Source organism: Nocardia sp. NPDC019219, assembly GCF_040632645.1.
Taxonomy (GTDB): Bacteria; Actinomycetota; Actinomycetes; order Mycobacteriales; family Mycobacteriaceae; genus Nocardia; species Nocardia sputorum.
This window is the reverse complement of the sequence record NZ_JBEYCG010000025.1, coordinates 47,657-68,579: the sequence shown is the minus strand read 5'-3', so window position 1 is coordinate 68,579 and position 20,923 is coordinate 47,657. Positions and strand designations below refer to the sequence as shown.

The following is a 20,923-nucleotide window of genomic DNA, read 5'->3' as shown; positions in this document are numbered from 1 at the left end:
CGGACCACTAGGGGAGGGCCACGATGGTGACGGTGTCGCCCGCCTCGAGGTTGACCCCGATGGCCGGGGTCTGCGAGACCACCAGCGAGCTGTCCGCCCGGGCCAGCTGCTTCACCTCGACCTGCAGGCCGAGGCCCTCCAGTTTGGCGCGGGCGTTGGCCACGGTCCACCCGCGCACGTCCGGCATCTTCAACGCGTTGGAGATCAGCAGGACGACGCCGTCGCCGGATTGGATGGTGGCGCCCGCGCCCGGCTGGGTGCCGATGGCTTTGTCCGCCTCGATCGTGCGGTCGAACTGGGGTTTGGTCTCGCGTATCGCGATGCCGGCGTCGCTCAGGATCTTGGTGGCTTCGTCGGTCGTCTTACCGCGGACGTCGGGAACCTTCACCGGCTGGGATCCCTTGCTGCGGTAGACCTTCACCTGCGCGCCGAGCGGCAGCACGGTGCCTGGTCTCGGCTCCACCCGGGCGACCGTTCCCTTCGGCGCGGTGCTGCCCTCTTCACCGGCGTCCACCGGTTGCAGGCCGTTGTCCCGGACCAACTGGTTGACCTTCGACACCTGGTCACCGGCTTTGACGTCCGGCACCTTGGGCTTGCCGTTGGAGACCAGGACGGCGACCGTGGACCCTTTGGTGATCTTGGAACCGGCGGACGGGTCGCTGCCGACCACGCCGCCGACCGGGATCGTGTCCGACGCCTTCTGCCGGATCTCGGTCTCGAACCCGGCGTTCTGCAACGTGGCGACCGCCTTGTCGGTGTCCAGACCGGCGATCGGCGGCACCGGCGAGTAACGGCCGACACCCAGCCACCAGCCGCCGATGCCCACCAGCAACGTGAGAACCGCGACGATGGCCACCCACACCCACACGGTGCGCCGGGAACGGGTGAGGTCGTCCGCGTAGGGCGGGTACGGCGGCGCGGGGTGGGCCTGCCGCACCGGTTGCGGCGGGTCGTAAGCCTCCGGGCCGTGATCGAGGCGGGGCCGCTGGGCAGTGACCACCCTGGTGTGCTGCACCGGCTGCGGCGCATGCGGCTCATGGGCCGCGGCCCCGGCGAACCCCGGCCGGTCGTCGGGAGCCGGCGCGACGGCCCGGTAGCTCGCGCTCAGATGCTCGGCGGACTCCTGCGGCGCAGGCACCCGATACGGGGGCAGGCGCAGCGCGGCGCCGATCTGCCGCAGCGCGGCGGCCATCTCGTTCGCGTCAGCGAACCGGTGCGCGGGTTCGCGCGCGGTGGCCTTGGCGACCAGTTCATCGAATTCCGGTGGCACCCCGGAGATGAAACCGCTCGGGCTGGGCACATCGTTCTCGATGCGTTGATACGCCACCGAGATCGACGTGTCGCCGGTGAACGGCACCCGGCCGGTGAGCAGTTCGAAGATCAGCAGGCCGAAGGAGTAGACGTCGCTGCGAGAGTCGGCGGAGCCGCTGGTGACCTGCTCCGGAGAGAGGTAGGCGGCGGTGCCGAGAATGACGCTCGCCGACGTGGTGTTCGCCGCCGCCACCGCGCGCACCAAGCCGAAGTCGGCGATCTTGACCTCGCCCGCATCCGAGATCAGCACGTTCTCCGGTTTGATGTCCCGATGCACCAGTCCCGCGGAATGGGCGACGCCGATCGCCGCGAGGACCGGCTCGGCGACGGCGCGTACCGCGTGCGGGGGCATCGGGCCGCGTTCGCGCAGCAGCTCACGCAGGGTCCCGCCCTCGACCAGTTCCATGATCAGGAAGGGGTGATCGCCGTCGACGCCCTGGTCGTACACCGCGACCAGCGAAGGATGCTTGAGTTTGGCGACCGCGCGCGCCTCGAACTCGAACCGCGAGAGGAACTGCGGATCGCCGGCGAACTTCGGATCCATCACCTTGATGGCGACCGGCCGGTCCAGGCGGGTGTCGACCCCGCGGAAGACCATCGACATTCCGCCGCGGGCGATCGGCGCATCGATCCGATAGCGCCCTTCCAGCATCTGGCCGATCAAGAGAAGTCCTCCGGCTTTCACATAGTCAGCCGCTCCGTGCGGCCCCCACGATGGTATCGACTCCCACCATCCCGGGTGTCTCACGACGTGCGGCGCCCGACCGTCTACCGTTGTCCGGGTGAGTGCATTTCCCTGCAGTGACGACGTCCTTCCGCAGTCGGTGGCCCTGGTGCCGCTGCCGGAGGTGGCCGAGCGGCTCGGGCTGGTGGTAACCCGGGTGCACCAGATGCTGCGCGATCACCAGCTGATCGCCGTCCGCCGAGGCGGCGTGGCGGGTGTCCCCGAGCGGTTCTTCGATGACACGGGCGCGGTTGTGAAGCCGCTGCCGGGCCTGATCACCGTGATGCGCGATGCCAAGTACACCGACGAGGAGATCCTGGAGTGGATCTTCACCGAAGACGAGACCCTGCCCGGCAAGCCGATCGACGCCCTGCACGGGCCGCTGGCCCGGGAAGTCCTGCGCCGGGCAGCCGCGGACCCGTTCTGAGTTTTTGGCCGCGCGGGCGCGGCGTGTTCGCGGCCCTCTTATGGCTCACGTCCGAGTGACCGCCGCTTGCTCCTTCGTCGCTTGCGCGGCGGCCACTCGGACGTGAGCCGGGCCGCGAACGGCGGATGCTCGGTCTCGCTTCGCTCGAATGACGTGGTGGCGGTGCGCTGGGCGCGTCGGAGATGAACCTTGCGGCCCGTAGCGTGCCGTTTCGGAGGCTCCTTCGCGGTGGCGGTCGCCTTGTTTCTTCGTCGCTTGCGCGGCGGCCACTCGGACGTGAGCCGGGCCGCGAACGGCGGATGCTCGGTCTCGCTTCGCTCGAAAGACGTGGTGGCGGTGCGCTGAGCGCGGGTCCGGATTCGGGGCGCGGTTCGTCAGCTTTTCTCGGGCGGCCGCAGCTTCGCGCTGCTAACGGGATGGTCGATTTCGCTCGTTCCCAACCGGTGTAACCGGGAGCTGGGGCGGCTGTGAACGCGTGATGGCCGCTTGGAGGCGTCGTCCGGCTGACGGGTTGACTGTTCTGGCTGCGGGCCGGTCACAGAGCGTTCCAGGTGTCGGCTGCGCCGATAGGGTTCGCAGATTCGACCCGCTGGAGGGCTGGTGGTGACGCGAGTTCCGCCGGTCGGATGGGGACCGACCCCAGTCACCCGTCAGCGGGGGAGGCGGCTGCGGAGGGTGGCGGTGGTGAATTCGGTGGCGGCGACGCGGAGGCGCTGGTGGCGGGGGACGACGGCGCGGTGACCGAAGACGGCGTAGTCGCTGCGTTCGATATGCCGGAGGATGTCGGCGTACAGGGTGGCCGCGGTGCGGATGGCGGGGCGGACCCGGGGGTCGAGCAGGTCGATGCCAGGTTCGGCGCGGCGGTAGAGGTCCCGGTTGACCGCGATGAGGTGGGCGAGGGCGCGGCGCACGCGCGGATCGGTCCGGCCGGTGCGGCGGCACTCGAACAGCAGGTCGTCGTCGACGCCGAACGCGGCGAGGGCGTCGGCGGGCAGGTAGACCCGGTCGCGGTCGAGATCCTCGGCGACGTCGCGCAGGAAATTGGTCAGTTGGAACGCCTCGCCCAACGCGGCGGCGGCGGGCTCGGCCTCACGCACCGGGACGGTCGTGCCGAGCACGGGTAGCAGCTGCAATCCGATCGCGGCCGCCGAGCCGCGCATGTATGCGCGCAGCTGAGCCATGGTGGCGTAGCGATTGCGGAAGGCGGGGGTGCCGGGCGCGTCCATGCGCATGGAATCCAGGAACGTCCAGAAGTGCTGTGCCGCAATACCGTAGCGGTGGATGGTGTGGGTGACGGCGGCTAGCACCAGGGCACGAGGCTGTGGGCTCGCGGTCCGTCCGACGGGTGATTCGAGTGCGGCCCGCAGGTCCCGCTCGATCAGGTCGAGCTCCGCGGCGGGGTCCTGATCGGGCGCTGCGGCGGGACGGTCCGCCCGGTCGACTACGTCGTCCACCATGCGCGCGAACGCGTACAGCGCGTGCACGGCGGGCCGTCGCTCGGCCGACAGCAGCCGGGTGGCCAGGAAATAGGTGCGGCCGTGCGTGGCGGCGATCTGCCTGCACTCGCGGTAGGCGAGCGGAAGCAGGACGGAATCGGGCAGCCGATCTCCGGTCATGGGGCGGCGGGCGAAGCGGTGGCCTCGCCGGGCGTGGCCGCGACAGTGCTCGGCGGCGTGGTGCGCAGGCGCAGCGGGTCCACCGTGCGCAGCGACAGCGCCGCCACGCCCGCGGCGAAGGTGGCGGCGACGACGTGCCAGAAGTTGTACAGGCCGATCGAGCCGTCCGGCTGGAAGACCAGCATCAGCCAGGTGCACACGCCGACCAGCGCCATCAGCGTGGTGGTGGACAGCGCGAATCCGGCGGCGAGCGCCAGCGGCCAGGAGTAGTACCAGGGCAGTGCGGCGGGCGAGAGGATGACGATCGCGACGAACGCGATGAGGATGCCGAGCACCGCCTCCCGCTCGCTGTGCCGGAACCGCCACCAGGTCCACGCCAGCACCGCGACCAGAGCCAGCGCGCACAGGGCGCGGGTCACCTCGAGCACCGATTCGAGGCGCAGCGGGGTGATCCAGGTGACGGCGTGCGCCATCACGGTGGGCAGCGACAGCCAATTGATGATCTTCTTGGACCCGGACAGCGCGGTGAGCCAGCCGATGCCGACGCCCGCGATGGCGGAAGCGGCGACGAAGACGACGGCGAACACGCTCAGACCGAGCCCGGCGATCTTGCCGAACACGAGAGCGGGATGCGGCATGTCCTCGGTGGGCTCCGCGGCGTCGCCGGGTCGCTCGCCCGCGGGCAGGTGCGCCGGATCGCGTCCGACCCGCTGCGCCGCGCGGCGCTCGCGTTCGTGCAGCATCCAGATCCAGACCAGGAACGGCAGCGCCACGCCCGCGGTCGCTTTGATGGCCACGCCGATCGCGACGACCACGATGCCCGCCACGTGGTGGCGCTCCAGCACCAGCGCGATGCCCGCGCACATCAGGCCGACCATCAGCATCTCGTTGTGCACGCCGCCGATCAGATGGATCAGCACCAGCGGGTTGAGCACCGCCAGCCACAGCGCGACGGTCGGCTTGCCGCCGAGGTGCTTGGTCAGGTACGGCACCGCCCACATCATCAGCGCCAGGCCGGGCAGCATGACCAGGCGCATCGCGATGGTGCCCGCCACCACGTTGTCTCCGGTGACGGCGGTGATCGCGCGTCCGAGCAGCAGGAAGACCGGCCCGTAGGGGGCGGTGGTGGTGGTCCACACGGGGCTGACGTTGTCCAGCAGCACACCGGGATTGGCGACCGGTCCGACCTGATAGGGGTCGAAGCCGTCGCGCAGCAGCGCCCCCTGGGCGAGATAGGAGTAGGCGTCGCGGCTGAACATCGGCACCGCGAACAGCAGCGGCGCGATCCAGATGCCGACGATGGCGCGCAGCTCGTTGAGCGTCACCTCGGCGCCGATCCGGTCACCCGTGCCGATCGTGGCGCGCCCGAGCCGGACCCAGGCGGTGATCATGAGCAGCACGCCGATCCAGATGCAGATGGTCGACAGCGCGTAACCGTGCCCGAACCGGAGCCAGGACAGGTGCATGGCCTCGAGCAGCGGATCGCGCTTGCGGACGCTGCCCGCGCCGAAGCCGCCGAACATGATCATGATCGCGCCGAAGAAGCCGAGCAGGGCGGCATGGCCCTCCGGGCTCCTGGCGAAGTCGGCGCAGGTGCGCATCCACCACAGGAAACCACGGGGCGCGGCCGATTCGCGACGTGCGGAGGCGAGTGACGAGGTGCGGGTGTCACCGGCGGAGGCGGCCTCTGCGGTGCGCGTTTCGGGGGATGCCATCTGGTGTCGGTCCCCCCGAATGGTCGGCGGTCGCAACCGCGAGCGAATAGGTCGGCGCTTAGTTTACGGCGTCGCCTCGAACACTATCCGGCTGGTGCGCGGGGTCGCACGCGGAGCGCGCCCGAGCTCGCCCGCGATACGGTTTGCCGCCAGTTTCCCGGAAAGCAGGGCGGTCGGCACGCCTACACCTGGCGTGGTGCCGCAACCGGCGATAACCACATTGTCGCTGGAGCGGGGGAAGTTGCTCGGCCGGAAGGGGCCGGTCTGGCGGAAGAGATGGGCCGCGGAGAACGGTGTGCCCGCCAGCATGCCGCGGTCATGCCAGGTCCGCGGCGTGTCGAGCCGGTCGACGGCGAAGTGCTCGGCGATGCCGCGGTAGCCGCGCGCTTCCAGCACGCTGAGCAGCTCCCGGAGATAGGCCGGTCCCAGCCGCGGCCAGTCCAGCGGAGCCGCCGCGAGATTCGGGCACGGCGCCAGCAACGAGAACGGCTCATGGCGTCCGTCGGGACGTTCGATGAACTGGCTCGGATCGGTCAGGGCGGGCCGGGTCAGTAGCAGCGAAGGGTCGCTCATCAGCCTGCCGCGGCCCCGGCGGGCGGTGATCTCGGTGAATGTCCGATCCCACGCCTGCCCGAATTCGATGGTGTGGTGCGCCCGCACCGGCCAGTCCGCCGCGACGACGGCGGGGATGGTGCCGTGCGCCACGACCGCCGATGGCGAAGCGCGCAGTCCGTGCCGGGTGCGCACCCCGAAGCGGTCGAGCGAGCCGAGGTCGGCGGTGAGCACGAGCGCGTCGCAGTCGAACGAGCGCCCGTCGGCGGTGCGCGCGCGCCGGGCGCGGCGACCCGCGTAGTCGATCCCGACCACTTCGGTGCTCAGTTCCAGCGTGCCGCCCGCTTCGGTGAACGCCTGCGCCAGCGCCGCGGCGATCGCGCGCATACCGCCCTCGGGGAAGTAGACGCCCAGCGAGGTGTCCATGTGCGGAATCGCGCCGTAGACGGCGAGCGCCTGAGCGGGCGGCATGCCCGCGTACAGCGCCTGGAAGGTGAACAGCCGCGCCAGGCGCGGATCGCGCAGGAACTCGCGCACCCGGGGCCCGAGCCTGCCGAAGCCGCCGAGGCGCGCCAATTCGGCCAAGGCGCGGCGCTTTTCGGGGCTGCGCACCATATCCAGCGGCGAGTCGAAGTTGGCGTCCATGAACTCGGTGAACTCGGCCGCGTAGATGCGCGCCAGCCAGTCGCGCAGGCGCCGGTATCCCTGTGCCTCGGCCGGGCCGCAGGTCCGCTCGACCTCCGCGGCCATCTCGTCCGGATCGGCGAAGACCCTGATCTCGGCGCCGTCGGCGAACCGGGCGTGATAGCCCGGCGCCATCCGGTGGATGCGCAGCGGAGGCACGCAGGTCTCCGGGGCGCGGCCGACGGCGGCGAGCGCGTCGGTGATCAGCTCGGGCAGCGTGAGGACGGTGGCGCCGGAATCGATCTCGTAGTCCGCGCCCCGATAGCGCCCCACCCGGCCGCCGGGATGATCGGCGCGCTCGAGCAGCGTCACCGTGTGACCCGCCCCGGTCAGGTACAGGGCGGCCGAGAGGCCGGCCAGTCCCGCGCCGACCACCACGACCCGATCGGTCGGTCCCGCGACAGTTCGCACCCGATTCACCTCCTCGCCGTCCGGCGCACGGCGCGCGACGCCGCGTTCACGCCGCGCGTTCGGTCGCGGCCAGCGCCATGGCGCGCAGCCGTTCCTTGGCGACCGCGGTCGCCGAGCTGGTCTCGATGGCGGCCAAGCCGCTGTCGGTGAGCTCGGCGATCCGGCGTTCCACCTCGTCGACCGCGCCGAGTTCGACGAGCAGTGCGCGCAGCCGCTGTACCTGCTGCGCGTCGAGGTCGGTGCCGATGCTGGAGCGCAGCAGCGCGGCCGCGGCGGCATCGGTCTCGTCGGCGCGGCGCAGCGCCTCGGCCAGCAGCACGGTGCGCTTGCCTTCGCGCAGGTCGTCGCCGGAAGGTTTGCCGGTCACCGCCGGATCACCGAACACGCCCAGCAGGTCGTCACGCAGCTGGAAGGCGATCCCGATGGCGGTGCCGAACCGGCGGTACGCCTCGATCAGCCCCTGGTCGGCGGCGGCGATGGCGGCGCCGAGGTGCAGCGGGCGTTCGACGGTGTAGGCGGCGGTCTTGTAGCGGTTGATGCGCAGCGCGGCCTCGACCGATTCGTCGCCGCCCGCCTCGCCGCTGACGTCGAGCAGCTGGCCGCCGAGCACCTCGGTGCGCATGTCGGCCCACACCGGCGCGAATCGGGCGATGGCCGCGGGCGCCAAGCCGGACCCGTGCACCATGTCGTCTGCCCAGGACAGCGCCAGATCGCCGATCAGGATGGCCACGCTGGTGCCGAAGTGCGTCGCGTCCCCTGACCACCCGCGGTCGCGATGCCGCTGCTCGAAGTCGACGTGCACGGTCGGGAAGCGGCGGCGGGTGCGCGAGGAATCGATGATGTCGTCGTGGATCAGCGCGCAGGCCTGCACGAGCTCGAGCGCGGAGCACGCGGTGAGCACCGCTGCGGCCTCGGGCGCGTGCGGATCGCCGCCGGCTCCGAGCCACCCGGTCCACGCGAACGCGGGCCTGGTGCGCTTCCCGCCGCGCAGCACGAACTGCTCGAGCGCGTCGGTGGCCTCGACGAAGACCGGGCCGAGGCGCTCGGTCGTCGGACGGCGGGTGGCGAAGAAACTGGTCAGGGCGTCTTCCACGGCGGTGACGAAGGCGGGGGTGCCCGGCTGCGGCACCGCGGGGCGCGGCGTCTGAGTCCCGGTTGCGGCGGACAGAGGAGCCTCCAAGGTCGTGCGGATGGTGGACGCACGGGGTCGCGACGGTGCCCGCGCGCTGCGGGTGATTCGGGGCCGAGCGGGGGCTGTCGCGCGTGTCGCTCGGCGTGGCGACCATGTCGCCCGATGCGAAGAATACGCGGGGCGTCCGAGCGACCCGACGGGGCCGCCACCGGCCACCTCTACACTGAACCGGTGACTTTCGACAACGTGCGGGGAAGCTCGACCCCTGGCCGGCCGTCCCGGACGCACCCGAACGTCTCTGGCACACCTTCGGTCGTACAGAGTCTGCGGGCTCACACGGGGCACGCGGTGCCCTTCTCCGTGGAGTTCAATCCGCCCCGCGACGCCGCCGCCGAGGCGCGGCTGTGGCGCGCCGTGCGGCAATTCGAGTGCATGCATCCCGCGTTCGTGTCGATGACCTACGGCGCGGGCGGTTCCACGCGCGACCGCACCGTCCGGGTCACGGGGGAACTGGCGCAGGAGACCACGCTGCTGCCGGTCGCCCACCTGACCGCGGTGGGGCACAGCGTCGCCGAACTGCGCTCGCTGGTCGGCGCGTACGCCGACTCCGGGATCCGCAACATCCTGGTGCTGCGCGGCGACCCGCCCGGTGATCCCCTGGGCGAGTGGACGAAGCATCCCGAGGGCGTGTCCTACGCCGAGGAACTGGTGCGCATCGTGCGCGATCTCGGCGATTTCCACGTCGGCGTGGCGTCGTTCCCCCAGGGGCATCACCGCTCGCCGGACCTGGCCACCGACACCGCGTTCCTCGCCGCGAAACTGCGTGCGGGAGCGGAGTATTCGATCACCCAGATGTTCTTCGACGTGGAGCACTACCTGCGCCTGCGGGATCGGCTCGTGGCGCTGGACCCGATCGAAGGCGCCAAGCCGATCATCCCGGAGCTGATGCCCATCACGTCGCTGCGCACGGTGCAGCGCGCCGAGGAGCTGTGCGGCAGGCCGCTGCCCGCCGCCGTCCTGGAGCGGCTGCGCAAGGCGGCGGGCGACGGCGGCGAGGAGAACACCGCGTCGGTGCGCGCGGCGGGTATCGAGATCGCCACCGAGATCGCCCAGCGGCTGATCGACGAGGGCGCGCCGTGCCTGCACTTCATCACGCTGAACTTCGCCAAGGCGACCAGCGAGGTGCTGACCAACCTCGGTTACGGCGTCACGGCCACACCGGTCGGCGTCTGAACTCTCCGGTCACGCGCGGCGCGGGGTGCTGCTCCGACGACGTGACCGGTGGCAGTTTCGTTCCTTCGTCGGGAGTGGTACCTCCGGCGGGACCACGACGAGCACGCCGCCGATCGGTGGCAGGGCTTGCCGACGAGCACGTCGGTGCCCGTCGGCCGGTGCGAGGGTGCACCGGCCGGACTCGGGTCAGGCCGCGCGGGCAGCGCGCAACCCCCACGCCTCGGCGAGCAGCCGGTGCGATTCCAGGCGGTCGGCGTGCCGATGGGTGATCGTGGTGACCAGCAGTTCGTCCGCCCCGCTGACGCGTTGCAGTGCGGCCAGGCGGTCCACGACGGTGCTGGGCGCTCCCACGAACTGGGTGGCCAGGCGATCGTCGACGAGTCGCCGCTGTTCCGCGGTGAGTGGAGCGATGGCGGCCGGATCGGGGTACTCGACCGCGCCCGCGCCGCTGCGGATGCTGTAGACCCAGTGACCGTAGCCCGCGGCCAGCCGCCGCGCGGTCGCGTCGTCCGCGCCGACGACCACGTCGGCGGAGATCACCACGTACGGTTCGGCCAGCTCGGCAGAGGGGCGGAACGCCGCACGATACGCCTCGATCGCGTCCAGCGCGGTGCCGGGCGAGACGTGGTAGGCCGCGGCGAACGGCAGCCCCAGCCGTCCGGCCAGCTCCGCGCTCTCGCCCGCGGTGCTGCCGAACAGCCACAACCGCACCTGCGCGTCCTCACCCGGGACTGCATGCAGCGCAACGCCTTCCGGGCTGACGAAGGTGCCCGCGAGCAGGTCGCGCACCTCGTCGACCTGTTCGGCGAAGTCCAGTGGCTGCGCGCCGCGCTGCTGCAACGCGCTCACCGAGGCGATGAACCGCGACTTGTCCGTGATGCGGCCGGGGTCGAACGGCGGCGGAACCACCACGCCGTCCCGGATCTCGGTGCGCCCGGTCACCACGTCGGCCACCGGCTTGCCGCTCTCCGGCCGCGCGGCTTCCGCCCCGAACTGGCCGCGCCGATGGCCCGACCGGCCGAGACCGAGGTCGAGCCGGCCCGGGTACAGCGCATCGATGGTGCCGAACGCTTCCACGATCGAGGCGGAGGTGTGATGGCCCACCTGCACGGCCGCCGAACCCACCCGGATGCGCTTGGTGGCCGCGGCGACCAAGCCGATCAGGGTGATCGAGGAGGAGCTGGCCACCGACACGAAGTGGTGTTCGGCCAGCCAGTAGCGGTGGTAGCCCCACTGTTCGGCGTGCTGGGCCAGGTCGACGGTGTTGCGCAGGGCCTGCTGCGCCGTCGAGCCGGCGCTGATCGGCGACAGATCCAGAATCGAGAGGGGAACCGACCGGCCGCTCATGCCGCCCGCCCCTGCCGCGGATCCTGCTCGCCCGCTTCGATCGCGACGCGCAGCCGGTTCTGCGCGGGCGCCACCGGGCAGGTCGCGAAATCGGTGAAGGCGCAGGGCAGATTCGCGGCGCGGTTGAAGTCGAGCAGCACCGTGCCGTCCGCGTCCGGTGCGCCGACGGCGAGTGAACGCGCCGCCGGGTAGGTCGTCACGCCGCTGGTCGCGTCGGTGAACAGCACCCGCAGGTCGTCCCGCTCGCCGAAGGCGACGACGCGCTCGGTCACCTCCCCGATACGGAATTCGATGGTGCCCGCGGCAGTGTGGTGGTGTTCGAGGCCCGCCAGCACGGCCCCGGTGACCACGGTCTGCTGTTGCTCGAACGGCGTGAACCGCCCGGGGACCACCCAGCGCGGGTCGGGCCGGTAAGCCGGGATGCCGTCGAAGGTCAGCAGGGCGGGGGCGGCAGGGTCGTGCACGCGGACGGCGTAGCGGCCGGTGCGGCGGATCACCTCGAGCACCCGCCGCTCCTGCCGGACGTGCAGCCCGGGCGCGCCTTCGGCCGGCGTGACGATCTGCACGCCCGCGATGCCGATCCCGTCGAATTCCAGCCGGTCGGCGGGCTGGGCGGTGATGAACACCTTCTCGTCGGTGACCCACCAGGTGCCGGGCACGTCCGGCAGCCGCTCGGGGCGGTCGGTGAGCCAGTGCAGCCCGGTCAGGCTGAGAAAGCCCAGGGGATCGCGCATCTGGTCTTCTCGCGCGTGGTGCCAGTGCGCCCACTCGGTCTCGAAAACGCTGGTGATGCTCGTGGTCATGACGCTCGGGCTCCTTCGTGGGCGGTGGTGCGACGGTGGGGACGGCGCAGGCCGGGGTGGTCGTGCGAGCGGGCGGAGGGCGGCATCAGGCGGTTCCCTCAGCATCGATGTGCGCCCGCAGCGCTGGGTGCGTTCCCGCTGGGGCGACGTCGGGCGCCAAGAGCAGCGCCTGTCGCCACAGCTCGGCGTGCGCGCCGGGCGAGGATCGGATGACGCGGCGGTCGCGCTCGCCGCGGCCTGGGGCGACGGCGTGCACCCGTGTGTTACCGGGGGTATCGGCGGCGCGCGGGGCGCGCAGTCGGGTGCGCCACCATCGGGCCGGGTCCGGTCCGAAGGCGACGGGGGCGGCGGGAACCTCCGGCGCCGAGGACGGTTCGGCGTCGGCGGCCGGTTTCCGGTTGAAGGCGGAGTACACCATCAGGACGATCCTTTTCGGTCGGTGCCACCACGTGGTCGGCTTGTGGCCGGTGGTGGGCTCCGGTGAGCGGAGAGGGGTGATCGCGGAGGACGGGACGGGTTCGGGGTGGCTACGGCACGGGGACCGGCGCTGCCGCCGGTTCAGCACCCGGCTGTGCCGGTAGGTCGGATTCGGCATCAGGACACGCCTTTCGCGACGGCGGGGGCCGGGATGGCCGACAACAGCTCGCGGGTGTACTCGTGCCGCGGGTCGCCGAAGATCGCGGCGGTGCGGCCGTATTCGACGATGCGGCCGTGCCGCAGCACCGCGACGTGGTCGCTGATGCGGCGCACCACCGCCAGGTCGTGCGAGATGAACAGATAGCTCAGCGACAGCTCGTCTTGCAGGCGATCCAGGAGTTCGAGGATCTGCGCTTGCACCGAGGCGTCCAGCGCGGAGACCGGTTCGTCGAGCACCAGCAGCTCGGGGTGCAGCGCCAGCGCGCGGGCGATGGCGACGCGCTGACGTTGTCCGCCGGACAACTCCGCCGGCCTGCGCTGAGCGAACCCCGCCGGAAGCGCGACCTGCGCGAGCAGCTCCGCCACCCGGTCGCGCCGTTGGGCGCGATTCCCGACGCCGAACGCGCGCAGCGGTTCTTCGACGATCGCGCCCACCCGCCAGCGCGGATCCAAAGAGGCGTAAGGGTTCTGGTACACCACCTGGAAACGTCTGCGCAGCGCGCGTAGTCGTGACCCGCGGGCCTGCGACAGCGGCTGCCCGTCGAAGACGACCTCGCCGCGGTCGGGTTCGGTGAGCCGCAACGCGATCCGCGCGGTGGTGGACTTCCCGGATCCGGATTCGCCGACCAGCGAGAGGGTTTCGCCACGGCCGAGTTCGAAGCCGACTCCGGCCACCGCGGTCACGCTGTCGCCTCCATGCGCCCGGAATGTCTTGTGCACCTCGCGCAGAACCAGTAGCGGTTCGCCGTCCCGGGGCTTGGGCGCACGGTAACCGCCCGCCGGGGCGAGGCTCGGCGAGGCGGCGAGCAGCCGCTTGGTGTACGGGTGCCGCGGCGCGGCCAGCAGTTCGGCGGTCGGGCCGGTCTCCACCAGCTCGCCGCCGTTGAGTACGACGAGCCGGTCCGCGCGTTCGGCGGCGACGGCCAGATCGTGGGTGATCAACAGCACCGCCGTGCCGCGTGCCGCGATCTGCTCGGCGAGCCGGTCCAGCACCCGGCGCGCGACGGTCGCGTCCAGGGCGCTGGTCGGCTCGTCGGCGATGATCAGGTCCGGTGCGCAGGCCAGGGCCGCGGCGATGAGCACCCGCTGGCGCTGCCCGCCGGACAGTTCGTGCGGATACTGGGCGGCGCGCAGTTCCGGCCGGTCCAGCCCCGCGTCGGCCAGCAGTTCGATCGCCCGCGCCCGCGCCGCCTTGCGGTCGGCCAGCCCGTGCACCAGCAGCGCTTCGGCCACCTGGTCGCCGACGCGCCGGACGGGGTTCAGCGACAGAGCGGGGTCCTGCGGGACGAATCCGATGCGTGCGCCGCGCAGCCGCCGCAGCGCGCGTTCGGAGCCGGTGTCGACCACGGCGCCGTCGAAGGTCACGGTTCCGCCGGTGATCTCGGCATGCGCGCCGAGCAGGCCGATCACGGCGTGGGCGAGCGTGGACTTGCCGGAGCCGGACTCGCCGACCAGCGCCACCACCTCGCCGCGGGCCACGGTGAGCGACACACCGTCGAGCGCGGTGACCGCGCCGGCGTCGGACCGGTATCGCACCCGCAGATCCTCGACGCGCAGCAGCGGTGCCGCCGGGGCGCTCATGCGGGCGTTCCGTTCCCGATGGCGCGGCCGAGGCGCTGGGCGGCGAGCACGACGGCGATGATGACGAAGCCCGGCAGGGTGGTCATCCACCACGCGGTCGCGAGGTAGTTGCGGCCCTCGGAGATCAGCGTGCCCCACTCGGGCGTGGGCGGTTTCGCGCCGTAACCGAGGAAGCTCAGCGCCGACACGGCCAGCACCGCCATGCCGAACTCGACCGCGGCCAGGGCGAGGACGGGCTGGACGGAATTGGGCAGCACATGCCTGGCGAGCACCGTGTACCAGCGCACGCCCGCGGCGTGGGCCGCCTCCACGTACACCGCCTGACGGACTCGCAGCACTTCCGAGCGCATCACGCGCGCGAAATTGGCCACCAGCGAAACGCCCACCGCGACCGCCACGTTGCCGGTACCGAAGCCGAGCGCGGTGACCAGCGCGAGCGACAGCAACAGCGCGGGTACCGACAGCAGCACGTCGACCAGCCGCATGACGACGGCGTCCACCACGCCGCCCACCGCGCCGGCCAGCAGCCCGAGCAGCGACCCGGCGACAAGCGCGATGCCGACGGCGGCCAGGGTGGCGGTCAGCGAGAGACCGGCTCCGTGCACCATCCGGGTGTACAGATCGCGTCCGAGATTGTCGGTGCCGAACCAGTGTGCGGCGCTGGGACCCTGCAACTTCTGCGCGGGCACGCCGGTCAGCGGGTCGCCGCCGGCGAAGACCGACGGGGCGAGCGCCCACCCCAGGGCCAGCAGTGCGACGGCGGCCGCGACCAGCACGCCCGCGTTGCCGCGCACCCGCTTCCAGCTCACGGTGGGCCGCCGCAGGCCGGGCAGCACGGCTCGGCGCTGTTCCTCGGTCACGTCAACCACGGGTCCGCACCTCCTCGGCGAACGGCGCGCCGGGCAAGGATCCGGCGGTGATCGCCTCCTCGGCGGCGTCGGCGACGGCCTGCTCCGACTCGCCGCTCACGGCCGCGGAGCGGGCGGCGATGCGCGGGTCGAGCAGCGGATACAGCAGGTCGACCGCCAGATTCACGCTGACGAACACCACCGAGGTGAGCAGCACGATGCCCTGCACCACCGGGATGTCCTGCGCGAGCACCGCGGTCTGGGTCAGCCGGCCGACGCCTTGGCGCGCGAAGACGGTTTCCACCACCACCGATCCGGCGAGCATGTTGCCGACCAGGACTCCCGCGATGGTGAACGCGGGCACGCTGGCCGGCCGTAGCACGTGCCTGCGTTGCACCCACCAGCGCGATCCGCCCTTGGCCAGCGCCACGTCCACGAACGGCTGCCGCCAGGTGGCTTCGAGCCCGGCGGTGAGCACCTGCGCGATGACCGCGCCGATCGGCAGGGCCAGGGTGAGGGCGGGCAGCACCGTGCCCGCGAACCCGTGCCCGCCGAACGCGGGCGCCAGCCGCAACTGGAACGAGAACACTTGCAGCAGTAGCAGTCCGGTCCAGAAGGTCGGCACCGAGACGCCCAGCGACGGCAGCGCGGCCACGGCGTTGCGCAGCCACGGCCGCCGGGTCTGGGTGGCCGCGAACGCCAGCGCCACGCCTCCGGCGACCGCGAAGAGCAGCGCCGCGCCGGTCAACGCGAGTGTGGCGGGCAGCGCGTCGCCGATCGCGCCGGTGACCGGCTGCCCGGTGGCGATGGAATGCCCGAGATCGCCGCGCACGGCGTGCCCGAGCGCGGTCCAATACTGGTCCCACAGCGGCCGATCCAGCCCGTAGCGAGCCTGCAACTCGGCGATGGCGGCCTTGTCCACCGGTGTGCCGGCGCCGCCGCCGTCGGCCGCGATCGAGACCGGGTCGGCGGGCAGCAGGTACAGCACCACGAACGACAGCGTGAACGCCGCCCACAGCACCCAGACCGCCTGCAGGGCCCGCAGGGCCAGATAGCGCGCCATGACTAGCGTCCGCTCAGCCAGGTGTCGAAGAACTGCAATCGCGCCGAGGCTTCGAACTTCAGATCCCGCGTGTTCGCGCCCGCCCCGATCGCCTGGGACAGCTCGACGGTCGGGATCTGCAGTCCGGCGTCGAGCACCTGTTCCTGCGCGGTACGGATGAGCCCGTTGCGTGTCACGGTGTCGATGGTGCTGACCTGGCCGTTCAGCGCGTCGTCCAGCGCGGGGACGGGGCCGCGCGCGTTGAGATTGCGTCCGTCGAGACCGAAGGAGGTGCGCAGGATGTCACCGTCGGCGCGGGTGGTGTTGCCGTAGGAGGTGTCGAAGTCCTTGCTGTTCTGCCGCGCCGTGGTCTCGGCCACCGACACCAGGTCCAGCTTCAGCTCGACGCCGACCTGCCGCAGCTGCTGCTGCACCAGTTCGAGGATCGCCTGGTTGCCCGCGAACACCTGGCTGAACAGCACCGAGAACGACAACCGCTCGCCGTTCTTCGCCCGGATGCCATCCGCGCCTGGGACCCACCCGGCCTGGGCGAGGATGGTGCGCGCCTTCGCCGGGTCGTAGGCCAGGCGCGCCGAGAGGTCGGTGTAGCCGGGGGTGGTGCTGGCCAGCGTGCTGGTGGCGGGCTTGAACTGCGGGCCGAGGACGGTGTCCACCAGCTGCTTGCGATCGATCGCGGGCAGCAGCGCCTGGCGCACCGCGGGATCGCGCAGCGGCCCGCGGGTGACGTTCACCTGCAAGCCGAACGGCACGCCCGGGTTTGCGGTGCTGAGCACCCGGCCGCCCGCCGCCTCGATCTGCGGGGCGTCCTGCGGCAGCGCGTCACTGATCGCGTCCAGCTGCCCGGAGGCGAGACTGCCGGTGCGCACTCCGGATTCGGGCACGACGGTGAACTCGATCTTGTCCAGGTAGGCCTCGCCGCGGTGGGCGAACACCGCCGAACCCCAGTGGTAGCCGGTGCGCTTGACCAGCGTCGCCGAGGCGTCTTGGCGGTAGGCCGCGTAGGTGAACGGTCCGCTGCCCACGTTGTCGCCGAGGCAGCGCTGCTCGGCCGGCTTGGCGGTGGTCACGTCGGCCTGGATACCGAGCGCGGCGGTCGAGGACGCCTGCAGGAACGGTGCGTTGGGCTTGCTGAACTCGACCCGGGCGGTGAGCCGGTCCACGGCCGTGGTGCCGACGTAGCCGGTGAGATAACTGCTGCCCAGCGGAGCCTTGCCCGAGCCCAGTTTCACGACCGAGTCGAAGGTGTTGCGCACCGATTCGGCGGTGAGCGGCGTGCCGTCGCTGAAGGTGACGCCGTCGACGAGATGGAAGGTGAAGACCTTCGCGTCGGGGCTCGCCTCCCAGCTCTGGGCCAGCCACGGCTTCAGCTCGCCGGTGGCCGGGTCCTGGTCGGTCAGCGAATCCACGATCTGCCGGGCGACGTACAGCGTCTGGTTGGTGCCCGCCTGGGCGGGATCCGAGCAGGTCGGCGCCTGGGAAAGGCCGTACCGCAGGGTGCCGCCGGGCTGGGGCGGGCCCGCGTCGCCGCCGGGCGCGGCCGAATCACTGCCGCAGGCGGCCACAGTGGTGGCCGCGGCGAGCGCGCCGGCCAGCGCGACGATTCGGTGGCGGGTTCGGGTCACGGGGCAACTCCAGATACTTCGGGGCGGGCGAACTGCTCGCCCTGGGCGGGGTGTCATCGGCTCACCGTTTCTTCGGCAGGCCGGGCGGGTTGATCCGCGATTCGGTGACCGTCTCGCTCTGCAGGCCCCAGCGGTCGATCACCTGCTGATAGGTGCCGTGCTCGATGGCGTAGGCCAGCGCGTGCTGCACGGCGGTGATCAGCCCGTTGTCCTTCTTGGTGAGCACCGCGATCTCGCCTTGCAACGCCTCGCCCGCGCCGGAGAAGGTGCCCACGATCCTGGTCTGCTTCGCGGTGGCCGCGTGGTAGATCGCGGTCGGGTTGGGGCCGAGGTAGCCGTCCAGCCGCTGCGAGGCCAGCGCCAGGTAGTAGTCGGTGACCTGCTGGAAGTAGGCGATGTCGATGGGCGGCAGGCCCTCGGCCCGGTTCTGCTCGTTCCACTTCACCAGCAGCTGCTCCTGGTTGGTGCCGCTGCCGACGCCGATCCGCTTGCCCGCCAGGCTCCTCCGGTCCTTGTACTCCAGCTTGCTCTGGATCGGCACCTCCAGCGCGACGTTGTCCTTGCGGTAGGTCGCGAAGTCGTACTTCTCCTTGCGTTCCTCGGTGACGGTGACGTTGGAGATGAACGCGTCCACCTCGCCGGAGTCCACCCGCACGAAGTTCTGCGACCAATCGGCCACCCGCGCATCGAGTTTCAGGCCGAGGATGTCGGCGATCAGCGAGGCGAAGTCGACCTCGGAACCGACCACGGTCTTGTCGTCGGTGGCGTAGAACCGCAGTGGCGGCGCGGCGCCGGACGCGCCGGTCACGATCAGCGTGCCGCGGTCGCGGATCGCCTGCGGCACTTCGGCGGCGATGGCGTCGACCTCGGCGGCCCGGACGCGACCGGACTGGGCGGGGGAGAGGTCGAAGGTGATCGAACCGGCGGGCTGCGCGGCGTTGTCCGCCTCGGGTTCGGTGCAGCCGGTGGCCAGCAGCGCGACCGCCGTCGCGGCGGCGGTGACCAGGGCGGAGAACTTCATCGGGAACCTGTTCATCAGCGGACTCGGGAAAGGAAAGCGCGGGTGCGCGGGTGTTCGGGGTGATCGAGGACGGCCGAGGGCGGCCCCTGCTCGACGATGACGCCCTCGTCCAGGAACACCACGGTGTCGGCGACCTCACGGGCGAAACCGATCTCGTGGGTGACGATCACCAGGGCGGTGCCGCCGTGCGCGAGATCGCGGATCACGTCGAGCACCTCGCCGACCAGTTCCGGGTCCAGGGCGGAGGTGGGCTCGTCGAACAGGATCACGCGCGGCCGCAGCGCCAGCGCGCGGGCGATCGCCACCCGCTGCTGCTGTCCGCCCGACAGCGTGCGCGGATACGCGCCGGCCAGCTGTCCGATGCCGACCCGCTCCAGCAGGCGGTGCGCCTCGCGCTCCACCTCGGCCCGGCCCCGCCGTTGCGCGGAAAGCGGGGCCAGCGTGACGTTTTCCAGGACCGTCAGGTGCGGGAACAGATTGAACTGCTGGAAGACGAAGCCGATCCGCGAACGCTGCTTGCGCACCTCGCGATCGGGCAGCGCGTGCAGGCGGTCGCGGCGCAGCCGGTAGCCGATCAGTTCCCCGTCGATGTGCACGGTGCCCGCGTCGAGGGTCTCCAGGTGGTTCACCACGCGCAGCAGCGTCGACTTACCGGAGCCCGACGGGCCGATGACGGCGACCACCTCGCCGGAGCGCACGGTGAGATCGATGCCGCGCAGCACCGGATGCGCGCCGTAGGATTTGCGCACGCCGCGGACCTCGACGGCGGGTGTGGCGCTCATCGGGTGGCTCCGCGCGGTGCGGCGGGACCGGCCTCGGCGACCTCGCGCAGCTTCCGCCAGGCGCGTTGCAGCGGAGTCGGCGGCGGCGTGCGGTGCGCCCCCTTGGCGTAGTGGCGCTCGATGTAGTGCTGCGCCACCGACAGCACGGTGGTGAGCACGATGTACCAGACCGTCGCGACCATCAGCAGCGGCACCACTCGCCCATTGCGTCCGTAGATCACCTGGACCTGGTAGAACAGCTCGGCGATCGCCATCACCGACACGATCGAGGTGCCCTTGAACAGGCTGATCACCTCGTTGGTCGCGTTCGGCAGGATCGTGCGCATGGCCTGCGGCGCCACCACCGTGCGGAACTGCCGCAGCCGGGGAATCCCCAGCGCGGCGGCGGCTTCCAGCTGGCCGGCGTCCACCGAGATGAATCCGGCCCGGATGATCTCGGCCGAATAGGCCGCCTGGTGCAGGGCCAAGCCGATCACGGCGGCGGTGAAACCGCTGATCACCCCGTTCACCTCGAAAGTGAACAGCGCGGGCCCGAACGGCACGCCGATCGAGAGGGTCTGATACAGGTAGGCGATGTTGAACCAGAACAGCAGCTGCACGATCAGCGGGATCGAACGGAACGCCCAGATGTAGACCCACGAGATCACGCGCAGCACGGGATTGTTCGACAACCGGGCGATCGCCAGGGCGGTGCCCAGCAGAAAGCCGAGCGCGGTGCCCCAGACGGTCAGCTCCAGGGTGACCCGCAACGCCGACAGCACCGACTTCGCCGTGATGTACTGCGCGAAGGTCGGCCAGTCCCAGCCGGGATTGGTGGCCAGACCGTGCGCGAACTGGGCGAGCAGGATCAGCGCGACGGCGCTGACCACCCAGCGCCACGGGTGCCGGGTCTTGGCCACGGTGGGCGTCGCGCCGGAATCGGCGGGCACGGGCACGGGGACGGGGGCGCCGATCGGGTCCGCTTCGGTGTGCGTGACGGTTTCGGGGGCGGCGTCAGGTGCCGTGGACGCACTCACGACGGGTCCTCGATGATCACTTCGGTTCCTCCATCGGTCCCGGCGGAAGCACCCGCACCCGATGACCGGGGGGTTGCTGCGACGTCGACGAGCCAGGTCTCTCGGTCGCTCTGGATGGTTGGCGCCGACCCCCGGCGACGGATGTCGGAGGCGAGCCGAATCATGATGCCCAGCAAGGGAAGCCTGGAACAAGAGAAGTAATCAGCGTGAGCGTAGACCTTGTCGACGCCGATGCCTCGGATCCTTGTAGTAACCAGGGATGCGCTGCTCGCTCGTGGGCGGCGTGGGCCCGGGCGCCTCGCGGAGGGCGAGTGCGCGGCGGCGGGAATCCGGCGGCCCGATGCAGCATACGGCTATCGCCGGGGCTGGGGAACGCCGGTCGGCCGAGCGGAAGTCCGT

At 71.4% G+C, this 20,923-nt stretch carries 17 protein-coding genes and 1 riboswitch; of the genes, 2 read left to right on the top strand and 15 right to left on the bottom strand.

Annotation, left to right across the window (positions count from 1 at the left end; translation table 11 throughout):
• Positions 1-7 precede the first annotated feature (7 nt).
• Positions 8-1,975 carry a Stk1 family PASTA domain-containing Ser/Thr kinase gene (gene pknB / locus ABZ552_RS32685; RefSeq protein ID WP_357441724.1) on the bottom strand — a complete coding sequence of 656 codons (1,968 nt, stop codon included), beginning with the start codon at positions 1,973-1,975 and terminating at the stop codon, positions 8-10.
• 118 nt (positions 1,976-2,093) lie between these two features.
• On the opposite strand from pknB, the gene ABZ552_RS32680 reads away from it, so the two are divergent.
• The gene (locus tag ABZ552_RS32680; RefSeq protein WP_281874595.1) at positions 2,094-2,462 is read left to right on the top strand and encodes an Rv2175c family DNA-binding protein; all 369 of its coding nucleotides are present in this window, start codon (positions 2,094-2,096) and stop codon (positions 2,460-2,462) included.
• Positions 2,463-3,112: 650 nt separating this feature from the next.
• Here the strand turns inward: ABZ552_RS32680 and ABZ552_RS32675 are convergent.
• The 4 genes from ABZ552_RS32675 to ABZ552_RS32660 all read right to left on the bottom strand — a co-directional run bounded on the left by ABZ552_RS32675 (position 3,113) and on the right by ABZ552_RS32660 (position 8,569).
• On the bottom strand, positions 3,113-4,078 hold the full coding sequence (locus ABZ552_RS32675) for a phytoene/squalene synthase family protein (protein WP_357441722.1): 966 nt from the start codon (positions 4,076-4,078) through the stop codon (positions 3,113-3,115).
• Positions 4,075-5,679, bottom strand: coding sequence for an alpha-(1->6)-mannopyranosyltransferase A (locus tag ABZ552_RS32670; RefSeq protein ID WP_281881076.1), 1,605 nt, complete (start codon positions 5,677-5,679; stop codon positions 4,075-4,077). The genes ABZ552_RS32675 and ABZ552_RS32670 overlap by 4 nt, the downstream gene beginning before the upstream one ends.
• Before the next feature lie 177 nt (positions 5,680-5,856).
• Positions 5,857-7,449, bottom strand: coding sequence for a phytoene desaturase family protein (crtI, locus tag ABZ552_RS32665; protein WP_357441720.1), 1,593 nt, complete (start codon positions 7,447-7,449; stop codon positions 5,857-5,859).
• 37 nt (positions 7,450-7,486) lie between these two features.
• The gene (locus ABZ552_RS32660; protein WP_281881074.1) at positions 7,487-8,569 is read right to left on the bottom strand and encodes a polyprenyl synthetase family protein; all 1,083 of its coding nucleotides are present in this window, start codon (positions 8,567-8,569) and stop codon (positions 7,487-7,489) included.
• A 234-nt stretch (positions 8,570-8,803) separates the two neighbouring features.
• Between ABZ552_RS32660 and ABZ552_RS32655 the strand changes: the two genes are divergently transcribed.
• A complete protein-coding gene (locus ABZ552_RS32655) occupies positions 8,804-9,805 on the top strand; it encodes a methylenetetrahydrofolate reductase (RefSeq protein WP_281874592.1) in 1,002 nt (333 codons plus the stop codon).
• Positions 9,806-9,991: 186 nt separating this feature from the next.
• Here the strand turns inward: ABZ552_RS32655 and ABZ552_RS32650 are convergent, their stop codons facing one another.
• The 10 genes from ABZ552_RS32650 to ABZ552_RS32605 all read right to left on the bottom strand — a co-directional run bounded on the left by ABZ552_RS32650 (position 9,992) and on the right by ABZ552_RS32605 (position 20,437).
• Positions 9,992-11,152 (bottom strand): LLM class flavin-dependent oxidoreductase, encoded by a 1,161-nt coding sequence (locus tag ABZ552_RS32650; protein WP_357441718.1) that lies wholly within the window; start codon positions 11,150-11,152, stop codon positions 9,992-9,994.
• A complete protein-coding gene (locus tag ABZ552_RS32645; RefSeq protein WP_281917065.1) occupies positions 11,149-11,955 on the bottom strand; it encodes a DUF1684 domain-containing protein in 807 nt (268 codons plus the stop codon). The genes ABZ552_RS32650 and ABZ552_RS32645 overlap by 4 nt, the downstream gene beginning before the upstream one ends.
• Positions 11,956-12,040: 85 nt before the next feature.
• On the bottom strand, positions 12,041-12,373 hold the full coding sequence (locus tag ABZ552_RS32640; RefSeq protein ID WP_357441716.1) for a hypothetical protein: 333 nt from the start codon (positions 12,371-12,373) through the stop codon (positions 12,041-12,043).
• 176 nt (positions 12,374-12,549) lie between these two features.
• Complete coding sequence (locus ABZ552_RS32635; RefSeq protein WP_357441714.1) at positions 12,550-14,172, bottom strand: ABC transporter ATP-binding protein; 1,623 nt, start codon at positions 14,170-14,172, stop codon at positions 12,550-12,552.
• Positions 14,169-14,981: an ABC transporter permease gene (locus tag ABZ552_RS32630; protein ID WP_281881072.1), complete on the bottom strand. Its 813-nt coding sequence runs from the start codon at positions 14,979-14,981 to the stop codon at positions 14,169-14,171. The genes ABZ552_RS32635 and ABZ552_RS32630 overlap by 4 nt, the downstream gene beginning before the upstream one ends.
• 52 nt (positions 14,982-15,033) lie before the next feature.
• Positions 15,034-16,083 carry an ABC transporter permease gene (locus tag ABZ552_RS32625; RefSeq protein ID WP_357441713.1) on the bottom strand — a complete coding sequence of 350 codons (1,050 nt, stop codon included), beginning with the start codon at positions 16,081-16,083 and terminating at the stop codon, positions 15,034-15,036.
• Between the two features lie 2 nt (positions 16,084-16,085).
• Complete coding sequence (locus ABZ552_RS32620) at positions 16,086-17,705, bottom strand: ABC transporter substrate-binding protein (RefSeq protein ID WP_357441711.1); 1,620 nt, start codon at positions 17,703-17,705, stop codon at positions 16,086-16,088.
• A gap of 61 nt (positions 17,706-17,766) precedes the next feature.
• Positions 17,767-18,741: an ABC transporter substrate-binding protein gene (locus ABZ552_RS32615; RefSeq protein ID WP_357441709.1), complete on the bottom strand. Its 975-nt coding sequence runs from the start codon at positions 18,739-18,741 to the stop codon at positions 17,767-17,769.
• Positions 18,741-19,508, bottom strand: a complete 768-nt coding sequence (locus ABZ552_RS32610) for an amino acid ABC transporter ATP-binding protein (protein ID WP_357441707.1) — start codon at positions 19,506-19,508, stop codon at positions 18,741-18,743. Before ABZ552_RS32610 ends, ABZ552_RS32615 begins: the two co-directional genes overlap by 1 nt.
• The gene (locus tag ABZ552_RS32605; protein WP_357441737.1) at positions 19,505-20,437 is read right to left on the bottom strand and encodes an amino acid ABC transporter permease; all 933 of its coding nucleotides are present in this window, start codon (positions 20,435-20,437) and stop codon (positions 19,505-19,507) included. The genes ABZ552_RS32610 and ABZ552_RS32605 overlap by 4 nt, the downstream gene beginning before the upstream one ends.
• Before the next feature lie 114 nt (positions 20,438-20,551).
• Positions 20,552-20,645, bottom strand: a riboswitch (SAM riboswitch).
• Positions 20,646-20,923 lie beyond the last annotated feature (278 nt).

Excerpts from the sequence above, each read along its gene's own strand:
- ABZ552_RS32675 (WP_357441722.1), bottom strand. The coding sequence starts at position 4,078 with ATGACCGGAGATCGGCTGCCCGATTCCGTCCTGCTTCCGCTCGCCTAC.
- ABZ552_RS32670 (WP_281881076.1), bottom strand. The coding sequence starts at position 5,679 with ATGCGCACCTGCGCCGACTTCGCCAGGAGCCCGGAGGGCCATGCCGCC.
- ABZ552_RS32650 (WP_357441718.1), bottom strand. The coding sequence starts at position 11,152 with ATGAGCGGCCGGTCGGTTCCCCTCTCGATTCTGGATCTGTCGCCGATC.
- ABZ552_RS32645 (WP_281917065.1), bottom strand. The coding sequence starts at position 11,955 with ATGACCACGAGCATCACCAGCGTTTTCGAGACCGAGTGGGCGCACTGG.
- ABZ552_RS32640 (WP_357441716.1), bottom strand. The coding sequence starts at position 12,373 with ATGGTGTACTCCGCCTTCAACCGGAAACCGGCCGCCGACGCCGAACCG.
- ABZ552_RS32635 (WP_357441714.1), bottom strand. The coding sequence starts at position 14,172 with ATGAGCGCCCCGGCGGCACCGCTGCTGCGCGTCGAGGATCTGCGGGTG.
- ABZ552_RS32625 (WP_357441713.1), bottom strand. The coding sequence starts at position 16,083 with ATGGCGCGCTATCTGGCCCTGCGGGCCCTGCAGGCGGTCTGGGTGCTG.
- ABZ552_RS32615 (WP_357441709.1), bottom strand. The coding sequence starts at position 18,741 with ATGAACAGGTTCCCGATGAAGTTCTCCGCCCTGGTCACCGCCGCCGCG.
- ABZ552_RS32610 (WP_357441707.1), bottom strand. The coding sequence starts at position 19,508 with ATGAGCGCCACACCCGCCGTCGAGGTCCGCGGCGTGCGCAAATCCTAC.